This is a genomic window from Microbacterium sp., from assembly GCF_031179285.1.
GTDB lineage: Bacteria > Actinomycetota > Actinomycetes > Actinomycetales > Microbacteriaceae > Microbacterium.
Genome location: NZ_JAPSHY010000004.1, coordinates 1 through 17416, shown reverse-complemented (window position 1 = coordinate 17416; position 17416 = coordinate 1). Strand labels below are relative to the sequence as shown.

At 66.7% G+C, this 17416-nt stretch carries 16 protein-coding genes; 1 reads left to right on the top strand and 15 read right to left on the bottom strand.

Annotation, left to right across the window (positions count from 1 at the left end):
• Positions 1-3 precede the first annotated feature (3 nt).
• The 11 genes from RIN18_RS03475 to RIN18_RS03425 all read right to left on the bottom strand — a co-directional run bounded on the left by RIN18_RS03475 (position 4) and on the right by RIN18_RS03425 (position 11817).
• A complete protein-coding gene (locus RIN18_RS03475) occupies positions 4-357 on the bottom strand; it encodes an RNA polymerase-binding protein RbpA (RefSeq protein ID WP_116636738.1) in 354 nt (117 codons plus the stop codon).
• On the bottom strand, positions 357-605 hold the full coding sequence (gene secG, locus RIN18_RS03470; RefSeq protein WP_309102557.1) for a preprotein translocase subunit SecG: 249 nt from the start codon (positions 603-605) through the stop codon (positions 357-359). The genes RIN18_RS03475 and secG overlap by 1 nt, the downstream gene beginning before the upstream one ends.
• A gap of 81 nt (positions 606-686) precedes the next feature.
• A complete protein-coding gene (gene tpiA, locus RIN18_RS03465) occupies positions 687-1478 on the bottom strand; it encodes a triose-phosphate isomerase (RefSeq protein ID WP_309102556.1) in 792 nt (263 codons plus the stop codon).
• Complete coding sequence (locus RIN18_RS03460; RefSeq protein ID WP_309102555.1) at positions 1469-2683, bottom strand: phosphoglycerate kinase; 1215 nt, start codon at positions 2681-2683, stop codon at positions 1469-1471. The genes tpiA and RIN18_RS03460 overlap by 10 nt, the downstream gene beginning before the upstream one ends.
• A gap of 7 nt (positions 2684-2690) precedes the next feature.
• Positions 2691-3701, bottom strand: coding sequence for a type I glyceraldehyde-3-phosphate dehydrogenase (gene gap / locus RIN18_RS03455; RefSeq protein WP_309102554.1), 1011 nt, complete (start codon positions 3699-3701; stop codon positions 2691-2693).
• Positions 3702-3805: 104 nt separating this feature from the next.
• Positions 3806-4432 (bottom strand): superoxide dismutase, encoded by a 627-nt coding sequence (locus RIN18_RS03450; RefSeq protein WP_309102553.1) that lies wholly within the window; start codon positions 4430-4432, stop codon positions 3806-3808.
• 163 nt (positions 4433-4595) lie between these two features.
• Positions 4596-5573 (bottom strand): DNA-binding protein WhiA, encoded by a 978-nt coding sequence (whiA, locus tag RIN18_RS03445; RefSeq protein WP_309102552.1) that lies wholly within the window; start codon positions 5571-5573, stop codon positions 4596-4598.
• A gap of 67 nt (positions 5574-5640) precedes the next feature.
• Positions 5641-6513 carry an RNase adapter RapZ gene (gene rapZ, locus RIN18_RS03440; protein WP_309102551.1) on the bottom strand — a complete coding sequence of 291 codons (873 nt, stop codon included), beginning with the start codon at positions 6511-6513 and terminating at the stop codon, positions 5641-5643.
• A 28-nt stretch (positions 6514-6541) separates the two neighbouring features.
• Positions 6542-8410, bottom strand: a complete 1869-nt coding sequence (gene uvrC, locus RIN18_RS03435) for an excinuclease ABC subunit UvrC (RefSeq protein ID WP_309102550.1) — start codon at positions 8408-8410, stop codon at positions 6542-6544.
• Positions 8410-11298: an excinuclease ABC subunit UvrA gene (uvrA, locus tag RIN18_RS03430; RefSeq protein WP_309102549.1), complete on the bottom strand. Its 2889-nt coding sequence runs from the start codon at positions 11296-11298 to the stop codon at positions 8410-8412. Before uvrA ends, uvrC begins: the two co-directional genes overlap by 1 nt.
• 72 nt (positions 11299-11370) lie before the next feature.
• Complete coding sequence (locus RIN18_RS03425; protein WP_309102548.1) at positions 11371-11817, bottom strand: MarR family transcriptional regulator; 447 nt, start codon at positions 11815-11817, stop codon at positions 11371-11373.
• Positions 11818-11860: 43 nt separating this feature from the next.
• On the opposite strand from RIN18_RS03425, the gene RIN18_RS03420 reads away from it, so the two are divergent.
• The gene (locus tag RIN18_RS03420; protein ID WP_309102547.1) at positions 11861-12103 is read left to right on the top strand and encodes a hypothetical protein; all 243 of its coding nucleotides are present in this window, start codon (positions 11861-11863) and stop codon (positions 12101-12103) included.
• Positions 12104-12168: 65 nt separating this feature from the next.
• Here the strand turns inward: RIN18_RS03420 and uvrB are convergent, their stop codons facing one another.
• From uvrB to rpsA, 4 genes are all read right to left on the bottom strand, one after another.
• Complete coding sequence (gene uvrB, locus RIN18_RS03415; RefSeq protein ID WP_309102546.1) at positions 12169-14241, bottom strand: excinuclease ABC subunit UvrB; 2073 nt, start codon at positions 14239-14241, stop codon at positions 12169-12171.
• A 212-nt stretch (positions 14242-14453) separates the two neighbouring features.
• On the bottom strand, positions 14454-15239 hold the full coding sequence (locus RIN18_RS03410) for a GNAT family N-acetyltransferase (RefSeq protein WP_309102545.1): 786 nt from the start codon (positions 15237-15239) through the stop codon (positions 14454-14456).
• Entirely contained in the window at positions 15239-15838 is a 600-nt protein-coding gene (gene coaE / locus RIN18_RS03405; RefSeq protein ID WP_309102544.1) for a dephospho-CoA kinase, read from the bottom strand. The genes RIN18_RS03410 and coaE overlap by 1 nt, the downstream gene beginning before the upstream one ends.
• Positions 15839-15935: 97 nt before the next feature.
• Entirely contained in the window at positions 15936-17390 is a 1455-nt protein-coding gene (gene rpsA, locus RIN18_RS03400; protein WP_309102543.1) for a 30S ribosomal protein S1, read from the bottom strand.
• Positions 17391-17416 lie beyond the last annotated feature (26 nt).

Here is a 17416-nt window from a genome sequence, read left to right as displayed (position 1 = left end):
GGGTCACTGGCCCCGGCGCTCGCGCAGCTGAGTGAGAGCGTCTTCCAGAAGCTGGACGGCCTCCTCGTCAGTGCGGCGCTCCTTCACGTACGCGAGGTGAGTCTTGTACGGCTCGGCCTTCGCGAGGGCCGGCGGGTTCTCCTTGTCGCGTCCGGCGGGAAGACCGGACTGCGGGTGATCGATCGTCTCGGGGATCTCCTCTTCCGGGAGACCCGCTGCGAAATAGCGCACGGTCTCGTTGCCGAGACCATCCCAGTACGACACCGCGATGCGGTCCGCATGGTAGCCGTGGTCCTGCTCGCCCATGGGGCCGGAGCCCACACGTGTTCCGCGAATGGCGTTGCCACCGGTAGCCATCAGATCACCTCGAATTTCGTGATGAGGCCCAGCGCGACGATCGCGACGAACCATGCGAGCGCCAGGACGACAGTGAAGCGATTGAGGTTCCGCTCCGCAAGGCCCGACGATCCGACCGCGGACGACATACCTCCGCCGAACATGTCGGACAGGCCACCACCGCGGCCCTTGTGGAGGAGGATGAGGAGAGTCAGCAGGACGCTGGTTATGCCCAGCACCACCTGCAGGACGAACTCGAGAATCTGCACGAGGGATTGCCTTTCGCTCGGGCCGAAGTGCCCGCGTAACGGTCAAGTATACGGTGTGGCGGGATGCAGGCCCCGCCACACTCACACGCCGACGTGCTTCTGGTATCGGATGATCGCGCCGAACTCGTCGACCACGAGGCTCGCCCCGCCGACGAGCGCGCCGTCGACGTCGGGTTCGCGCATGAAGCTGGCGATGTTCGCCGCCTTCACCGATCCGCCGTAGAGGACGCGGGTGCGCGCGGCGGCGTCGTCGCCGAGGACCTTCGCGATGACTCCGCGCAGGGCGGCGCAGACGTCCTGCGCCTGCTGCGGCGTCGCGGCCTGGCCAGAGCCGATGGCCCAGACCGGCTCGTACGCCACCACGATGTCGGCGTCCCTCGGCAATCCCTGGAGGGCGGCTTCGAGCTGACCCGCCGGAACGGCGCTGGCGCCGAACTTCTCCAGGTCATCGGCGGTCTCTCCCACGCAGATCACCGGGACCAGACCGTGCTTGACGGCAGCCGTGACCTTCGCGGCCACGATCTCGTCGGATTCGGCGTGATACTCACGGCGCTCCGAGTGGCCGATGATGACGTACTTCACGTCGAGCTTGGCGAGAAACGCGCCGGACACTTCACCCGTGTAGGCACCCGAATCGTGGGCGGAGACGTCCTGCGCGCCGAGCGCGAACGGGATCTTGTCGGCGTCGATCAGCGTCTGGACGCTGCGGATGTCGGTGTACGGCGGGAACACCGCCACCTCGACCGATCCGTCCTCGTGCTTGGCATCCTTCAACGTCCAGTGCAGCTTCTGCACGAACGCGACCGCCTGCAGGTGATCGAGATTCATCTTCCAGTTTCCCGCGATCAGCGGGGTACGAGTGTTCACGCCCATCCGAGCACCTCCAGGCCGGGTAGCTTCTTGCCCTCGAGGAACTCGAGGCTGGCGCCTCCGCCCGTCGAGATGTGACCGAATCGGTCGTCGGAGAATCCGAGCTGCCGCACCGCGGCCGCCGAATCGCCGCCGCCGACGACACTGAGTCCGTCGACCTCCGTCAGCGCCTGTGCGACCGCTCTCGTCCCCTCCGCGAAGGCGGGGAATTCGAAGACGCCCATGGGGCCGTTCCAGAACACCGTCGCGGAGCTGCGGATCACCTCGGCGAACCGTGCCGCCGTCTCGGGCCCGATGTCGAGGCCGATGCCGGATGCTCCGAACGCGGTCTCCTGGATCGCCTCGGCGCGTGCGGTCTCGTGCGCGGCGTCCGCGGCGAACGACGCCGCCACCACGACGTCGGTCGGGAGCACGAGTTCGACCCCGCGCTTCTCCGCCTCGGCGATGTAGCCGCGCACCGTGTCGAGCTGGTCCTCCTCGAGCAGGCTGGAAGCGACCTCATGCCCCTGCGCCTTGAGGAAGGTGAACAGCATCCCCCCGCCGACCAGGATCCGGTCCACGCGCGGCAGGAGGTGCGAGATGACGCCCAGCTTGTCACTGACCTTGGACCCGCCGAGCACGACCGCGTACGGGCGCTCCGGGTTCTCGGTCAACCGGTCCAGCACATCGAGTTCGGCGGCGATGAGCAGGCCCGCAGCCGACGGCAGCGCCTGGGCGAGTTCGTACACGCTCGCCTGCTTGCGGTGGACGACGCCGAACCCGTCGGAGACGAGCACATCGCCGAGCTTCGCGAGCTCCGCGGCGAACGCGCCGCGCGTCGCGTCGTCCTTGGCCGTCTCCCCCGCGTTGAACCGCAGGTTCTCGATGACGACGACGCCGCCATCCTCGAGCGACGCGACCGCCTCGCTCGCGGACTCTCCGACCGTGTCACGTGCGAACGCGACCGGCTTGCCGAGCAACTCGGACAGGCGTTGCGCCACAGGCTCGAGGCTGAACTGCGGATCGGGCGCGCCGTCAGGGCGGCCGAGGTGGGAGCACACGACCACGCGTGCTCCCGCGTTGATGAGGGCGTTCAGAGTCGGCAGCGAGGCGCGTACACGGCCATCGTCCGCTATGACCCCGTCCCGCAGGGGGACGTTGAGATCACAACGGACGATGACGCGCTTGCCCTCGAGCGAACCCAGAGAATCCAGGGTGCGCAGAGTCATCGCGAGCTCAGAGACGATCTGCGACGTACTCGGTGAGGTCGACCAGACGGTTGGAGTAGCCCCACTCGTTGTCGTACCAGCTCGAGACCTTGACCAGGTTTCCGCTGACGTTGGTCAGGGTCGAATCGAAGATCGACGAGTGCGGGTTGTGCACGATGTCGCTCGAGACGATGTCGTCGGCGTTGTACTGCAGGTAGCCCGCGAGGCGTCCCTCGTCAGCGGCCTTCTTGTAGGCGGCGTTGATCACGTCGGCGGTGAGGTCCTCACGCTCGGTGATGAGGGTGAGATCGACGATCGAGCCGACGGGAACCGGAACGCGGTACGACGAGCCGCTGAGCTTGCCGTTGAGCTCGGGCAGGACCGCGCCGATCGCCTTCGCAGCTCCCGTGGATGCGGGGACGATGTTGATCGCAGCGGCGCGTGCGCGGCGCAGATCGCCGTGCGGGCCGTCCTGGAGATTCTGGTCTGCGGTGTACGCGTGAGCGGTCATCATGAATCCGCGGACGATGCCGAACTCGTCGTTGAAGACCTTGGCGAGCGGTGCCAGGCAGTTGGTGGTGCACGACGCGTTGGAGATGATGTGGTCCGTCTCCGGGTTGTACGTCTCCTCGTTCACGCCCATGACGATGGTGCGGTCGTCGCCCGTGGCGGGAGCGGAGATGAGAACCTTCTTCGCGCCGGCCTCGATGTGCTTCTTCGCGAGCTCAGCCTTGGTGAAGAAGCCGGTCGACTCGATGACGATGTCGACCCCGAGCTCGCCCCACGGGAGGTTAGCGGGGTCGCGCTCAGCGAAGGCCTTGATCTGCTTGCCGTTGACGGTGATGCTTTCCTCGTCATAGCTGATCTCCGCGTCGAGAACGCCTGCCGAGGAGTCGTACTTGAGCAGGTGCGCGAGGGTCTTGTTGTCGGTGAGGTCGTTGACCGCGACGATTTCGAGGTCCGCGCCCTGCGCGAGAGCCGCGCGGAAATAGTTGCGTCCGATGCGGCCGAAGCCGTTGATACCGATCTTGACAGACACGAAGGTCTCCTGATTTTCTCGAGCGCTCGCGCGCGGGTTTCACTTGAGAAGCATGGACAACGGCGTCCCGACGGGCGAGATGTCCGTCGGGACGCCCGTCTTGTTTACGACAGTACCAGCAGGCCGTTCGTCTGCTTGCGGGCGACGTCGAGACGCTGGGCGACGTTCTCCCAGTTGGCGATGTTCCACGCCGCCTTGACGTAGTCGGCCTTGACGTTGAGGTAGTCGAGGTAGAAGGCGTGCTCCCACATGTCGAGCTGGAAGAGCGGGATGGTTCCCTGCGCGGTGTTGGACTGCTGATCGAACAGCTGCTGGATGATCAGGCGCGACCCGATCGAGTCCCAGCTGAGAACGGCCCAGCCGGAGCCCTGGATGCCGATCGCTGCTGCCGTGAAGTGAGCCTGGAACTTCTCGAAAGAGCCGAAGAACTCATCGATGGCCGCCTTCAGTTCGCCCTCGGGCTGACCGCCGCCGTTCGGCGACAGGTTGGTCCAGAAGATCGAGTGGTTGACGTGGCCGCCGAGGTTGAACGCGAGGTCCTTCTCAAGCTTGTTGACGTTCGCCAGGTTGCCGCTGTCGCGGGCTTCGGCAAGCTGCTCCAGTGCCGTGTTCGCACCGGCGACGTAGGTGGCGTGGTGCTTGTCATGGTGCAGTTCCATGATCTTGCCGCTGATGTGCGGCTCAAGGGCTGCGAAGTCGTACGGAAGGTCGGGGAGCGTGTAGGTTGCCATATCGCTTTCATCCAATCCGCGCCGCGCCGCGGCGCTTGCCGATCCTCCAACACCACCGATGTGCGGTGTGGAGCAGACGTAACTCATCCTACTGACGGCAACACGGTCGCGGCCCGGATCCTTCCGGCGATGACGAACCCGCTGAGCGAAGCGCGGTCGTCGCTCAGACGTCGAGTCCCGCCGGCACGGCGGACTCGGTTCCCGGGATGCCCTCCTGCTGCGCACGCTTGTCGGCGGTTGCGAGCAGGCGACGGATGCGGCCGGCGACCGCGTCCTTCGTCAGTGGCGGATCGGCGTGGTGGCCGAGCTCATCGAGACTCGCGTCACGGTGTGCGAGGCGCAGCTCTCCCGCCAGCCGGAGGTGATCGGGGACGTCGTCACCCAGGATCTCGAGCGCACGCTCGACGCGTGCGCACGCGGCGACCGCGGCCTGCGCGGAACGGCGAAGGTTCGCGTCGTCGAAGTTGACCAGGCGATTCACCCCGGCCCGGACCTCGCGGCGCTGGCGGAGCTCCTCCCACGCCACGGCGGTGCGGTGAGCGCCCATCTCGGCGAGGATCGTCCGGATCGCCTCTCCCTCACGGACGACGACGCGCGGCATCCCGCGCACTTCTCGCGCTTTCGCGGCCACACCGAGACGGTGTGCGGCGCCGACGAGCGCCATGGCGGCCTCCGACGAGGGGCACGCGACCTCGAGCATGGCGGAGCGACCGGGTTCGCTCAGGGTCCCGGCGGCCAGGAAGGCACCGCGCCAGAGCCCGGCGACCTCGTCGCGCGATCCCGTGGTGAGCCGGTTCGGAAGGCCACGCACCGGGCGGCGACGCTGATCGAGAAGACCGGTCTGCCTCGCGAGGGTCTCGCCAGCGGCGATGACGCGGACCGCCCACCTGGCGCCGTCGTTCGCCGTGCTCGACTGCACCTGGGCGATCTCAGGCCGAACACCGTAGATCTCGGCGAGATCGCGGGCGACACGGCGGGCGAGGGTCTCGGCATCCACCTCCGCCTCCACGGCGACACGGCCGGCGATCGAATGCAGCCCGCCGGCGAACCGGAGGATCGCGGTGACCTCCGCGACCCGCACCGTGGGGGGTGCATTGCGGATGCTGACCAGCTCAGCCTTGACGTCGGTGGTTAGTGCCACGAGACTCCTCTACGCTCACGCGCCGGATCGCGACGCAAACGACTAGCCTACTCGGCCGCGCGCCCTGCTACTCGCGGCCGAGATCGCGATGACGGACGTTCACGGCCACCCCGGGGATCGCCGAAAGACGGCGCGCCAGCTCCTCCGACATCGCAACCGATCGGTGCTTGCCGCCGGTGCAGCCGATCGCGATGGTGGAGTGACTCTTGTTCTCGCGCTGGTATCCCTCGAGCACCGGCGTGAGAGCCGCCGCATAGGCGTCGAGGAACTCCGACGCCCCCTGTCGGGAGAGCACATAGTCGACCACCTCGGCGTCCTGACCGGTGAGGCCGCGCAGCTCTTCGTTCCAGAACGGATTGGGCAGGAAGCGCATGTCGGCGACGAGGTCGACGTCGGTGGGAAGGCCGTACTTGAACCCGAAGCTCAGCAGCGTCACGCGGTGCCGTGCCGCCCCCTCCTCGGAGAACAGCTCGGAGACCTGCGTCGCCAGCTGGTGGATGTTGAGGTTCGAGGTGTCGATGACCATGTCGGCCGCCTCGCGGATCGCCGCGAGCTTCGATCGCTCGATGCGGATGCCGTCGAGGAGGGTGCCGTCGCCCTGAAGCGGGTGCGGTCGCCGCACCGACTCGAATCGACGCACCAGCACATCGTCCGACGCGTCGAGGAAGAGCACGCGAACCGATCCGCGCGAGCGGAGGGCGCGGGCGACACCGGGGAAATCGTCGAAGAGGTTGCGACCGCGCACGTCGACGACCGCCGCGACCTTCGGCAGAGCGCCGCCACCCATGTCCGTGAGATCGAGCAGCGGGCGAAGGATCTGAGGGGGCAGGTTGTCGACGACGTACCAGCCCAGGTCTTCCAGCGCGTTGGCCACCGTCGTGCGGCCGGCGCCGGACATCCCCGTGACGATGAGGAACTCGCCCTTGTCCCCGTCTGTCATGTGCTTCCTCTCCCCTGTCTTCACAAGACTAGCGACTGGAGAGATGCGCGTGGATGTTCTGAGCGAGCACCGGCCCGATTCCCGGGACCTCCTGGATCGCGTCGGGGTGCGCGGCGCGCAGAGCCGTGACCGAACCGAAGTGTTTCAGCAGCGTCTTGATCCGCGCACCGCCGAGGCCCGGCACTTCGGCCAGGACGGTGGTGATGTTTCTCTTGCGCTTCTTGCGCTGATGGACGATGGCGAACCGGTGCGCCTCGTCGCGCAACCGCTGCAGCAGATAGAGCGACTCGCTCGTGCGGGGCAGGATCACCGGGAAATCCTCGCCCGGCAGCCAGATCTCCTCCAGCCGCTTGGCGATCCCGCACACGGCGATCTCGGTGTGGCCGGCGTCCTGCAGTGCTCGCGCCGCGGCTTCGACCTGGGGCTTCCCGCCGTCCACGACCAGCAGCTGAGGGGGGTATGCGAACCGCGGCTTCCTCCGCCCGCCCTCGATCTCCTCTTCCTCCAGAACCTCCGGCCGGTCGAGGTGGGCAAGCCGGCGGCGCAGCACCTGGTACATCGAGTCGGTGTCGTCGGTCGTCTCGGCGATGTTGAACGAGCGGTACTGGTCCTTGCGAGGCAGTCCGTCCTCGAAGACGACCATCGAGGCGACGACATTGGTGCCGCCGAGATGCGAGATGTCGAAGCACTCGATCCGAAGCGGGGCCTCTTCGAGGTCGAGCGCCTGCTGCAGGTCGGTGAGCGCCTGGGTGCGCGCCACGTAGTCGCTCGTGCGACGGGTCTTGTGGCGGATCAGCGCCTGCTGGGCGTTCAGGGTGGCATTGCGCATGAGGTCTGCCCGCTGCCCGCGCTGGGCGACGGCGATCTCGACCTTCCTTCCCCGTCGTTCGCGCAGCCACAGTTCCAGCTCGGCCGCATCATCGGGAAGGGTCGGCACGAGGATGCGGCGCGGCACGTCTTCAGCCTCGCCGTACGCCCGCTGCAGCACCTGGTCGACGAGCTCACCGGTGGAGATGTCGATCTCCTTCTCGATCGTCATCGCGCGCACACCGCGAACGCGGCCGCCGCGGATCACGAAGTGCTGCACGGCCGCCGCGAGTTCGTCCTCGGCGATGCCGAAGAGGTCGGCGTCCTCATCGGCGGCGAGCACGAGCGCACTCTTGCCGAGCACTGCCTCGATCGCGGAGAGTTTGTCGCGGTACTTCGCCGCCGCCTCGTAGTCCATCGCCGCAGAGGCCGCCAGCATCCGGGTGCGCAGTTCCTTGGTGAACCGCTCGTCGCCACCCGCCATGAATGCGACGAAGTCGTCGACCATGGCCCGATGCTCTTCGATGGTGACCGTCATCGAACAGGGCCCGCCGCACTTGCCGATCTGGCCGGGAAAGCAGGGACGACCGGTCTGCATGGCGCGCTTGTAGCTCGCGTCGCTGCAGGTGCGGATCGGGAACGCCTTGATCATCAGGTCGATCGTGTCGTGCACGGCCCACACCTTCGGATAGGGACCGAAGTATCTCGCGCCCGGGATGCGATGGTTGCGCGTCACGAGCACTCGCGGCGCCTCATCGCCCAGGGTGACGGCCATGAACGGGTACGACTTGTCGTCGCGGTAGCGGACGTTGAACGGCGGATCGAACTCCTTGATCCACATGTACTCGAGTTGCAGCGAGTCGACGTCGGTGGGAACGACGGTCCATTCGACGGATGCCGCCGTCGTGACCATCCTGCGGGTGCGCTCGTGCAGCGTACGCAGCGGAGCGAAGTAGTTCGACAGGCGCTGACGGAGGTTCTTCGCCTTGCCCACGTACAGCACACGCCCGTCGGCATCACGGAACCGGTACACGCCGGGGTCGGTCGGGATCTCCCCCGCCCTCGGCTTGTACGGGAGGACGTCGGCCATCAGCTGGCCTTCCGCGCTGCGCGCCCTTCGCCCAGGATCTCCGCGAGGAACTGGCCGGTGTGGCTTTCCTCGACACGCGCGATCTGCTCCGGTGTCCCCGTCGCGAGGATCTGGCCGCCGCCCGAGCCGCCCTCCGGCCCCAGGTCGATGACCCAGTCGGCCGACTTGATGACGTCGAGGTTGTGCTCGATGACGATCACCGTGTTGCCCTTGTCGACGAGACCGTTGAGCACCTCGAGGAGCTTTCGGACGTCTTCGAAGTGGAGGCCTGTGGTCGGCTCGTCGAGCACGTAGATGCTGCGGCCGTTGCTGCGTCGCTGGAGCTCGGTGGCGAGCTTCACCCGCTGCGCCTCACCACCGGAGAGCGTCGTCGCCGACTGGCCGAGGCGGACGTATCCCAGACCGACGTCGACGAGCGTCTTCATGTAGCGGTGGATGGCCTGGATCGGCTCGAAGAACTCGGCGGCCTCCTCGATGGGCATTTCCAGCACCTCGGCGATGTTCTTGCCCTTGTAGTGCACCGCGAGCGTGTCGCGGTTGTACCGCTTGCCGTGGCAGACCTCGCAGTCGACGTAGACGTCGGGGAGGAAGTTCATCTCGATCTTGATGGTGCCGTCGCCAGAGCACGCCTCGCAGCGCCCTCCCTTGACGTTGAAGCTGAACCGGCCGGGCTGGTAGCCGCGCACCTTCGCTTCTGGCGTCTCGCTGAACAGGTTGCGGATCCGGTCGAACACTCCGGTGTACGTCGCCGGGTTCGAGCGAGGGGTGCGACCGATCGGAGCCTGGTCGACGTGCACCACCTTGTCGAGGTTGTCGAGACCGGTCACGCGGGTGTGCTTGCCGGGAACGGTACGGGCGCCGTTGAGCCGGGACGCGAGGACCTGATAGAGGATGTCGTTCACGAGCGACGACTTGCCGGAGCCGCTCACGCCGGTGACGGCGGTGAGCACACCGAGGGGGAAGTCGGCGGTGACGTTCCTGAGGTTGTTGGCCCGCGCGCCGACGACGCTCAGCATCCGCTTCCGATCGATCTTGCGACGCTTGCCGGGCATCGGGATCTCGCGGCGGCCCGAGAGGTAGTCCCCGGTCATCGATGCGGTGTCTCCGAGCAGCGCGGAGTACGGTCCGGAGTGCACGACCTCGCCGCCGTTGACGCCGGCGCCCGGGCCGATGTCGACGACCCAGTCGGCCGCTTCGATGGTCTCCTCGTCGTGCTCGACGACGATGAGGGTGTTGCCGAGGTCGCGGAGCTTGATCAGCGTGTCGATGAGGCGGCGGTTGTCGCGCTGGTGCAGCCCGATGGACGGCTCGTCGAGCACGTAGAGGACGCCGGTGAGCCCGGAGCCGATCTGCGTCGCGAGGCGGATGCGCTGCGCTTCCCCTCCGGAGAGCGACCCCGCCGAGCGGCTGAGGTTGAGATACGAGAGCCCGACCTGCAACAGGAAGTCGAGTCGGAGCCGGATCTCGCGCAGGACCTGGGCTGCGATCTGAGCCTCGCGGTCGGTGAGGACGAGCTTCTCCATGAACGCGCGCGCGTCGGCGAGGCTGAGGTGGGAGACCTCGGCGATCGAGTGTCCGTGCACCTGCACGGCGAGGACCTCGGGCTTCAGCCGGTTACCGTCGCAGACGGGGCACGGTACCTCACGAAGGTACTCGCCCCAGCGGTTGCGCTGGTTGTCGGACTCCGCCTGCAGATACTGTCGCTCGATGTACGGGACGACGCCTTCGAACCCCGAGGCGTAGCGCATCTCGCGGCCGTAGCGGTTCTTCCACTTGACGGTGACCTTGTAGTTCTCGCCGCGCAGGATCGCGTCCTGCACGTCGGAGTGGAGCTTGCGCCACGGAGTGTCGAGCGAAAAGTCCAGGTCACGGGCGAGGCCCTCGAGCAGTCGCTCGTAGTACTGGAAGAGTCCCTTGCCCTGCGTCGTCCATGGGATGATGACGCCCTCGCGGATGGAGAGGTCTTCGTCGCCGAGCATCAGATCGACGTCGACCGACATCCGGGTGCCGAGACCGGAGCATGCCGGGCAGGCGCCGAACGGCGCGTTGAACGAGAACGTGCGGGGCTCGATCTCGGTGAGCGTCAATTCGTGGCCGTTGGGGCACGCGAGCTTCTCGGAGAACGTCTGCCAGGCGTCGTCGCCCTCGCCGTCGACGAAGTTCACCTGCACGACGCCGCCCGCCAGTCCCAGGGCGGTCTCGACGGAGTCCGTGACCCGCCCGAGGATGTCGGGAGCCGCCACCAGACGGTCGACGACGACGGCGATGTCGTGCTTGTAGCTCTTCTTGAGGGTCGGAGGCTCGGCGAGCTGGATCAGGTCGCCGTCGACGATCGCGCGCGAGTAGCCCTTCGCGCCGAGCTCGCGGAACAGGTCGACGAATTCGCCCTTCTTCTGCGAGACGATGGGCGCGACGATCTGGTAGCGGGTGCGCTCGGGCAGCTCCATGAGCTGGTCGGCGATCTGCTGCACCGTCTGCCGCTGGATCTTCTCACCGCACTCGGGGCAGTGAGGGATGCCGATGCGGGCCCAGAGCAGCCGCATGTAGTCGTAGATCTCGGTGATCGTGCCGACCGTGGAGCGGGGGTTGCGGTTCGTGGACTTCTGGTCGATCGACACCGCCGGGCTCAGCCCCTCGATGAAATCGACATCCGGACGATCGACCTGTCCGAGGAACTGGCGCGCGTAGGCGCTCAGAGACTCGACGTACCGACGCTGACCTTCGGCGAAGATCGTGTCGAAGGCGAGGCTGGACTTGCCGGAGCCGGACAGGCCGGTGAACACGACGAGCGAGTCGCGTGGGATGTCGATGTCGACGTTCTTGAGGTTGTGCACGCGGGCACCGCGAACACTGAGTTTTCCGGAGGAGGCAACGGGGACGATGGGCACCGAACAAGTCTACGAGGGGCTACTGACACTGGCTCTCAGACAGCCGTTCCGGGCACCACTCGCAGCGCTCTCTCAGACCGACGCGGGCCGACGACCCGCGAACGGAGACAACCCGTCACGTAGGGCGGAGATCTCCGCCACGCCCATGCCGACAGCCTCCATGACACGTTCAGGCACCTTGAGGGCGCGTTCACGGAGAGCGCGGCCGGCCTCGGTGAGGGTGATGTCGAGCCGGCGTTCGTCCGTGCTGCTGCGCTCTCGTACCACGAGCCCCTCTGCTTCCAGGCGCTTGATGAGCGGCGAGACGGTTGCCGGCTCGAGGGCGAGATCGGCTGCGAGGTCGTTCAGCGTGCGTGGCGATCGCTCCCACAGCGCCAGCATCACCAGGTACTGAGGATGTGTGAGCCCAAGTGGCTCGAGAATCGGCCGATAGATCGCCACCACGTTGCGCGCGGCGGTGACCAGCGCGAAGCAGAGCTGGTTCTCCAGGCGGAGCAGTTCATCCGGTGACGCCGTCATGCACCCGACTATACAAGGCACGAATAATTAGTACACTAAGCATATGGATAAGGACAAGCCACGCTCCCCCCTGCGCACGCGCATCCGCGAGGCGGGCGGACTCTATTCGTGGTTCAACACGAACCTGGTGCGGCTGGCAGGTCCGGCATCCGTCGGCCCGTACGAAAAGACGCCGCCCCCGAGCGCTGCCGAGCGCGCCGAACGCGCGTGCCCGCTGTGCGGAGCGCCGATGACCGAGCACCAGATCGACCGTTCCGGAGCCAAGCCGCTCGTGCATTGCCCCTGACCACGGCGCGGTCTCTCCCGCAGCGTCAAACCGTCGGCCGGCACGGCGGCGCACTGCCTCGCCGCTCAGGCGTGGCCGGCGCGTTCCATCGCTCGCAGCTCCTTCTTCATGTCCTGCACCTCGTCGCGAAGACGACCGGCGAGCTCGAACTTCAATTCGGCGGCAGCCGCGAGCATCTGGTCGGTGAGGTCTTTGATCGTCGCCTCGAGCTGATCCGCCCCTTCGGCCGCGATCCCGGTGCGACGCAGGTTCGGGGTCGGCGACTTGCCCTTGCCCGAGGCGCGACCGCGACTGGAGAGGAGGTCGGCCGTGTCGGCTCCTTCGCGCGCCAGAGCATCGGTGATGTCGGCGATGCGCTTGCGGAGCGGCTGCGGGTCGATGCCGTTGGCCAGGTTGTAAGCGACCTGCTTCTCCCGGCGGCGGTCGGTCTCCTCGATGGCCTTCGCCATCGAATCGGTGATCCTGTCGGCGTACATGTGCACTTCGCCCGAGACGTTACGGGCGGCACGGCCGATGGTCTGGATCAGCGAGGTGCCGGAGCGGAGGAAGCCTTCCTTGTCGGCATCCAGGATCGCGACCAGCGACACCTCGGGAAGGTCGAGGCCCTCACGCAGCAGGTTGATGCCCACGAGCACGTCGTACACGCCCGAGCGCAGTTCACTGAGCAACTCGACGCGTCGCAGTGTGTCGACGTCGGAATGCAGATACCTCACACGCACGCCATGCTCACCGAGGAAGTCCGTGAGTTCCTCGGCCATCTTCTTCGTCAGTGTCGTGACGAGGATCCGCTCGTCACGACCCACGCGGATCCGGATCTCCTCGAGCAGGTCGTCGATCTGCCCCTTCGACGGTTTCACGATGATCTGCGGGTCGACGAGACCGGTCGGACGGATGATCTGCTCGACGATGCCGTCGGCGATCCCCATCTCGTACTTACCGGGCGTCGCCGACAGATACACGGTCTGGCCGATCCGGTTCTTGAACTCATCCCAGCGCAGCGGGCGATTGTCCATCGCGCTCGGCAACCGGAAGCCGTGGTCGACGAGGGTTCGTTTGCGGGAGGCGTCTCCCTCGTACATCGCTCCGATCTGGGGAACGGTGACGTGTGACTCGTCGATGACCAGGAGGAAGTCGTCCGGGAAGAAGTCGAGGAGCGTGTGGGGCGGCTCGCCCGGCATCCGCCCGTCCATGTGGCGAGAGTAGTTCTCGATGCCGGAGCAGAACCCGAGTTGCTGCAGCATCTCGAGATCGAACGTCGTTCGCATGCGCAGACGCTGTGCCTCGAGCAGCTTGCCCTGCCGCTCGAACTCGGCGAGGCGCTCTTCGAGCTCGTGTTCGATGGTGCCGATGGAGCGCTGGATCACATCGGTGCCGGCGACGTAGTGCGACGCGGGGAAGATCGGCACCGCATCGAGCTTCTCGATGACCTCACCGGTGAGCGGATGCAGTGAATACAGTGCCTCGATCTCGTCACCGAACAGTTCGATGCGGATGGCGTGCTCCTCGTAGACCGGGATGATCTCGATCGTGTCGCCGCGAACCCGGAAGTTGCCGCGAGAGAAGTCGACGTCGTTGCGGTTGTACTGCATCGCGATGAACTGCCGGATCAGGGCGTCGCGGTCGTAACGCTCCCCCACCTGGAGAGCGACCATCGCCCGGAGATACTCCTCGGGAGCTCCGAGACCGTAGATGCATGACACGGTGGAGACCACGACGACGTCGCGGCGCGACAGCAGCGAGTTGGTCGTCGAGTGCCGCAAGCGCTCCACCTCGGCGTTGATGGAGGAGTCCTTCTCGATGAAGGTGTCGGTCTGCGGAACGTACGCCTCGGGCTGGTAGTAGTCGTAGTACGAGACGAAGTACTCGACGGCGTTGTTGGGCATGAGCTCGCGGAACTCGTTCGCCAGCTGCGCAGCGAGGGTCTTGTTATGCGCGAGCACGAGGGTGGGACGCTGCACCTGCTCGACCAGCCAGGCCGTGGTCGCGGACTTGCCGGTTCCGGTGGCACCCAGAAGCACCACATCGGTCTCGCCTGCGTTGATACGCGCGGCGAGCTCGGAGATCGCCTGCGGCTGGTCGCCCGCCGGCGTGTACTCGCTGATGACCTCGAAAGGACGGACACTGCGCGTGGGTTGCATACCTCCAGCCTACGAGGGGGCACAGACACCGGGGCGGTCGATCGGGTCCAGACCTGGAGTGGTGACATGATCGGGGTCGTCTGCGGATTGCTCGTGCTGGAGCGTGGCAGAGAGGATCTCCGCACTCGATTCGGTCGACGATGTCGTGCATCGTGGCCTCGCCGTGCACCTGCTTCGGTTGCGGGACGGCGCAGGGAGAGGGACGACGCCTCTCAGCCTCCGGCCGGTCTCCAAACGTAGGGCGTCGTGGTGGAGACCTTGATCAACCCCGACCGCTCGAGGATGGGGCGGGAGAACTCCGTCGAGTCCGACTGCAGGTAGCGCTTGCCGAGAGCGAGCGCGGATCGCGCGCGTTCGGCGGTCAGTGCGCGGTAGATGCCCCGCCCGCGCCACTCCGGCAGGGTCGAGCCGCCCCAGAGCCCCGCGAACTCCGTGCCGTCCACCGGCTCCAGGCGCCCCGCGCTCACCACGTGCCCGTCGTACGTGGCGAGCCAGAACTCGACGGATGTGCCCTCGCGCAGACGCTGGGCGGTCATCGCTGCCCTGGCCGCCCACTTCGGATCGCCGAACACCGTCCCCTGCATCTCTTCCATCGCCCAGACGTCCGCGTCTGACCGTGCCCGCCGGATCTTGATTCCAGCCGGCACCGGGATCGGCTCCGCGAGCAGCGCCGCCTCGCCGATCATGATCGACTCCGGCTCCTCCGGCACGAAACCGCGCGCGGTGAGCGCTTGATGCAGACCCGGCGCTCGATCGTGGCCCCTCGTCTTCCACTCGACCGCGGTGATCCCTGGCACGGTCCGGAAGTGAGCGACGACGGCATCGACGAGCGCGCCGAGATCGTCCGCCGCTTCCAGCCCACGATAGGTGACGAAGCCGCGACCGCCGGGGAACAGCGCCATGCGCAGTGGTCCATGCACGACGACGTCGCGCGCGCCGTTCGTCTCGGCACCGGTGCGCAGCTGCGCGTCGTACGCCTCCAGATATCGCTGTCTCATCAGGCGGCCCTTAGGCTTTCCCACAAGGCATCGGTCTGCGCGAGCGTCTCATCGAGAGAACCCGCCGTGTCGATGACGACATCGGCGATCGCGAGGCGCTTGTCGTCGGACACCTGCGCGGCGATCCGCTGTTCCGCTGCATCCGGCGTCATGCCGCGCAGATCGACGAGCCGACGCAGCCGTTCTTCGGCGGGGGCGTGGGCGACGACGATCATGTCCCACGGATCATCGACACGAGCTTCGACGAGAAGCGGCACGTCGTAGACGACCACTCCCGAAGGATCGGCGTCGAACGCCGCCTGGAACCTGCGCTGCGACTCGGCGCGGACGGCGGGATGCACGATGTGGTTCAGGCGGGTGAGCAGATCGGGCGCCCCGAACACCTTGGCCCCCAGCGCGGCACGATCGAGCTCGCCGTTCGTCGCCACGACCTCCGGGCCGAACGCCTCGGCGATCCGTGCGAGGACTTCACCGCCGGGGGCCTGCACATCACGCACGACCTGGTCGGCGTCGACGATCACGGCACCGTGCGCGGCGAGTCGACGTGCGATGGTCGATTTGCCGGATGCGATGCCGCCGGTCAGTGCGATGAGAGGCATGCTCCCATCCTGTCACGGGGCCGCCCGCCGGCATCCGCGCCTTGCATGCGAAACGGGCCGCCACCCGAAGGTGACGACCCGTTCCGAAGCGTCGTGCTTACGCGTTGCCGCCCGAGAGCTTCTCACGCAGTGCCGCAAGTGCCTCGTCGTCGGCGAGGGTGCCCGCGCCGGTCGCCTCGCTGGCGAAGACCTGGCCACCGAAGTCGGCGCCGGCCTCAGCCTCGGCCTCGGCCGCCTTGGCGACCTGAGCCTTGTGAGCCTCCCAGCGAGCCTGGGCCGCAGCGTACTCCTGCTCCCATGCCTCGCGCTGAGCGTCGAAGCCTTCCTTCCAGGCACCGGTCTCGGCGTCGAAGCCCTCCGGGTACTTGTACTCGCCGTTCTCGTCGTACTCGGCGAGCATGCCGTACAGCGCCGGGTCGAACTCGGTGCCGTTGGGGTCGACCGACTCGTTCGCCTGCTTGAGCGAGAGCGAGATGCGGCGGCGCTCGAGGTCGATGTCGATGACCTTGACGAAGACCTCTTCGCCGACCGACACGACCTGCTCGGCCAGCTCGACGTGCTTGCTGGAGAGCTCGGAGATGTGGACGAGGCCCTCGATGCCGTCTGCGACGCGCACGAACGCACCGAACGGAACGAGCTTGGTGACCTTACCCGGCGTGACCTGACCGATCGCGTGGGTACGGGCGAAGACCTGCCACGGGTCCTCCTGCGTCGCCTTGAGCGACAGGGAGACGCGCTCGCGGTCGAGGTCGACCTCGAGGATCTCGACGGTGACCTCCTGGCCCACCTCGACGACCTCGGAGGCGTGCTCGATGTGCTTCCACGAGAGCTCGGAGACGTGCACGAGGCCGTCAACGCCACCGAGGTCGACGAACGCACCGAAGTTGACGATCGACGACACGACACCCTTGCGGACCTGACCCTTGTGCAGGTTGTTCAGGAACGTGGTGCGCGACTCCGACTGCGTCTGCTCGAGCAGCGCACGGCGGCTGAGGACGACGTTGTTGCGGTTCTTGTCGAGCTCGAGAATCTTGGCCTCGATCTCCTGACCGAGGTACGGCGTGAGGTCGCGGACGCGGCGCAGCTCGATGAGCGATGCCGGGAGGAAGCCGCGGAGGCCGATGTCGACGATGAGTCCACCCTTGACGACCTCGATGACCGTACCGGTGACGACGCCGTCGTTCTCCTTGATCTTCTCGACGTCTCCCCAGGCACGCTCGTACTGTGCGCGCTTCTTGGAGAGGATCAGACGGCCTTCCTTGTCCTCCTTCTGGAGAACGAGGGCCTCGACCAGGTCGCCGACGGCGACGACCTCATTGGGGTCGACGTCGTGCTTGATGGAGAGTTCGCGGGAGGGGATGACACCCTCGGTCTTGTATCCGACGTCGAGCAGAACCTCATCGCGGTCGATCTTGACGATCGTCCCCTCGATGATGTCGCCGTCGTTGAAGAACTTCAGGGTCTTCTCGACCGCGGCCAGGAAGTCCTCAGCAGATCCGATGTCGTTGATGGCGACCTGCTTGGTGGCCGGGGCGGTCGTTGCGGTAGTCATGTAGTGGGTTGTCCTTGTTGGATGGA